Genomic DNA, 3,758 nt, shown 5'->3' with positions numbered 1-3,758 from the left:
CAATTAATTAGACATATCTAACCATCTCTTGCCTTTTGCCTTTTGCCTATCCTAACCAAGAAGTTAATTTTGTCCTACTACTTATATATTTACCTATTTTTTCCCTCGCCACAATTGACCTTGAGGATAGAAATCATCAAGACGAATATCGAATTGATCTAGGGTCAGTAATAACCGATTGGAAGGACGAAAAAGAAATAAGTTGGCCTGGGGAATTTCTAGGACTTCTTTTAACTTATCGGTATCGGGGTTAGTGGTAGTCAGGAAGTATTGTACATCAGAATTAAGACGATAATTAAGGGAAAGCAAATCACCTAAGTTAGTCCAGTCATTACCTTCGTCGCTGATAATAATGGCATTGGGTACAGCATTGATTTTTCTGGCAACTTCGCCATTCCAATAACTAGGAACTTTTGCCCAACTGGTTTCGGAAAGAGCATTATTAAAGTTCGATATTATACTAGCAGTTAACAAAAAAGTCAAGATAATTTTACCTAAAAATTTACCTTGACTAAGCAATTGTGACAAGAAAAAAGCTACAGTTATATAGATAGTGGGAAAGGTCGCAATTAGATAACGGGTGACAGTTGATCTAGTGGTGGTCAAAATTAGATCGGGAATGACTAAAGCTAGGAAAGGTACTAGGGTTGAGGTAATTAGAAAAGTAAAAGCTATCGGGTTATTGTAGCGATAAACTTGATAAAAAGCAGAGATAGTTAAGATTAAAAAAATTACTCTATATATATAGGTGAAGATGTTATTAAAACCAAAATCGCTATCGCTAAATGGACAAGTAAAAGTTAAGAGCCATAATTTACCGAACAATCCCCAATCGAGATATTTAACGGCAGCCCAACTGGTGGAGTTAAAGGCCCTTTGAGAGTTAGTTAAAAAAACCTGTAACCAGGGTATATAGAAAATTATCATTGTTAACCCAGATAACAGGAAAAATATCAAGTTATTTTTTCGCTCTGGTTTCATAACAAGATACCAAATTATCAAGGTTGCTTGAGCAAATAAGTTGAGAATAAAAAAGAGATGGGTGTAGAGTCCGAGAGTATTAGATAAGGTGTATAAAGACCAATTAACAATAGTTCTTTTTTTGAGGCATTTTAACAGCATTAATTGACTAATTATAGTTAACAAAACTAAAAGACTATACTGACGGGACATTTGAGCAAATATTATATCAACTGGAGAGAGTGCCAATAAAATTACTGCTAATACCATTTTTCTTTATTCGTGGCAGACATTCTACTCCTTTCTCCCAAAAAGGGAGAAGGGTTGGGGGTGAGGGAATTAACCATCTCTGCCATTACTTTAGAAAAATGGTATAAAATTGCCGTTAACTTTGATGGAAATAATTCTAGGGATAGATAGTCAATAAATGGCAGAGAGAGAAGACTAAAAACAATCGCTAAACTGCGGGAAGAAACGGGAGAAAAACCGAATATTTTTTGCCAATAGCGAGAGATTATAAAGTATAAAGGTGGGTGTTGAGGGTCTTCTTTAGCGAGAGATTTAATTGTATCAAAAACATTACTTTCGGGTTTCAGTTGTTGAAATTTTCCTAATTCTGTGGTAGATAAAAGACGATTTTGAAAGATAGTATCAGCGATTTCCTTTGCTTGATAACCAGTGGTTCTAATGGTGGTGTAGGATTCATCATGCCAATAGACTTTTTTATCGATATTTGTGAAACGAAAAACCACACCGAGAGTTAGGATAATTGCCAAAAGTATTAAAAGCCAATTGTTTTTTTTATAATTAATATTTGCTTGCATTTTAATAATTAGAACGGCTTTGTTTAAGATTAAGAAACTTGGTAAATTCTGGTTGAAAAAGTAGCTTAATCGTGCCGGTGGGACCGTTACGGTGTTTAGTAATAATTACTTCAGCTACACCTCGATCGGGACTATCGGGGTTATAATATTCATCTCGGTATAACATCATAATTAAATCCGCATCCTGTTCGATACTATTATGGACGATGATATTATTGGCAATAAAGTTATGCAATTTATCTACTGTTAAATCATACACTTCTGTCTCTCCATCCCCTTGAATTGCCATAACTTCATCCCAATTAAAAGTTAGGTCTGAATTACTCAGAGAGCGAGGTAAAGCGATATAATTACCAATATTTAATTCATCTAATCTTTGCCAACCGTGGACAGTCAAAAATTTATGATTGGCTGTAGCTCTAATCGTGCGACCTAAACGAGTTGTTAATCGAAAAACTGGCTTAAATCCTGTGGAAAAAACCTTAGTTACCAGTGCTTTTTCTAATTTCATTGTTTCCTCATTAAGAGCAAAAACCGTAAAATTGGAGCAATTCACTAACTGACAAATTGGCACTTTAGCACGAGGATCGGCTAACTCAACTAAACTATCACCCGCTAAACATCCCGACTCGCGTAAATCGGACATCATCGGTCTTTTATTATTGCGAGATTCCACAGCGCGACTTAACTGAGAAAGAGCAATTACTGGAGCATGAATTTCTCTCGCTAAACCCTTAAGACTGCGGGTAATTTTAGAAAGTTCCTGAACACGATTATCACCTCCTCCTTCCATTAATTGCAGATAATCGATTAAAACTAAGCCCATTTGTCCCTTTTTTTCCGCCTGTAAACGCCGCACTTGGGAACGCATTTGAATCACACTTAAATTGGCACTATCATCGATATATATGGGCAAATTTAATAACTTTTCTAGTCCCCCAAGAACCTTCTCTAAATCATTTTGTCCCAAACGTCCCGATCGAATCCGATTACTTTCGATTTTAGCCTCATTCGATAACAAACGTTGGGCTAATTGTTCCTTGGACATCTCCAAACTAAAGACAGCCACAGGTAAATTCTGTTGAGCGATATTATAAGCAATATTAAGAGCAAAAGAAGTTTTTCCCATGGAAGGCCTACCCGCGATAATAACTAAATCCGAGGGTTGTAAACCACTGGTCATCGCATCGAGATCATAAAATTGAGTTTCGATACCGGGTAGAGTGGTCGTCTCCTGCATCTTCTCAATTTCATTAAAAGTTTCAATTAAAGTATCCCCCAGAAAAATTAAACCCTCCTGGGGTCGTTTTTGGGTGAGACGAAAAATCTTTTGTTCCGATTCATCGAAAACATTTTCTAATTCTAGCGTCGTATCCCTGGCTAACTCAATAATTTCTCCCCCGGTGGAAATTAACTGACGACGCATATATTTATCCATCACTAATTCAGCATAGCGATCGATGTTAGCAGCCGAGACAGTGCGCTCAATTAATTGTAACAATCGCGGCATTCCCCCGATTTCTTCCAGCAGATAGTTATCCTGTAACCAACTGCTAACCGTCATTAAATCCGTCGGTTTTCCCTTCCCTTGTAAAGCAAGTGCTGCACGATAAATATCTTGATGGGTTTTCACATAGAAAGCTTCTGGAATTAAAAAATCACTGATTCTACCTAACGCTTTTGGATCTAGTAAAATACCACCTAAGATAGATTCTTCCGCTTCAATATTTTGGGGGGGGAGGGATTGATCGCTAATCATTGTCAATGCTGACCGTGCTTTATCATTAAGTAGGGAGGCACAATTATTTGTAGGATGGGTTAGCGGTAGCGTAACCCATGCGGACGTTGGGTTTCATGCTTCAACCCAACCTACGTTCATCTTATATTTAATTCCACCCACCCACTTAATTATAGTCAGTTTTTACCCTAATTAAATACAAATGTTCAGGTTAATGATAGGATTCAGTATTCAGG

At 37.0% G+C, this 3,758-nt stretch carries 1 protein-coding gene and 2 pseudogenes; all 3 read right to left on the bottom strand.

The window, feature by feature from the left end; genetic code table 11:
* Positions 1-93: 93 nt before the first annotated feature.
* Positions 94-1,224: pseudogene (locus IQ242_RS19150) on the bottom strand (hypothetical protein); the annotation flags it as partial.
* 113 nt (positions 1,225-1,337) lie between these two features.
* Positions 1,338-1,784 (bottom strand): annotated as a pseudogene (locus IQ242_RS19145) (hypothetical protein); the annotation flags it as partial.
* Between the two features lies 1 nt (position 1,785).
* Positions 1,786-3,543, bottom strand: a complete 1,758-nt coding sequence (gene dnaB, locus IQ242_RS19140) for a replicative DNA helicase (RefSeq protein WP_193961059.1) — start codon at positions 3,541-3,543, stop codon at positions 1,786-1,788.
* Positions 3,544-3,758: the final 215 nt, after the last annotated feature.

Origin of the sequence: Microcystis sp. LEGE 08355 (assembly GCF_015207185.1) — a bacterium.
GTDB lineage: Bacteria > Cyanobacteriota > Cyanobacteriia > Cyanobacteriales > Microcystaceae > Microcystis > Microcystis panniformis.
The sequence above is the reverse complement of the archived record's forward strand: the minus strand, read 5'-3'. Positions and strand labels throughout refer to the sequence as shown.

What these genes read in the sequence shown, in the direction of transcription:
- dnaB (WP_193961059.1), bottom strand. Translation starts at nt 3,543, where the DNA reads ATGATTAGCGATCAATCCCTCCCCCCCCAAAATATTGAAGCGGAAGAA.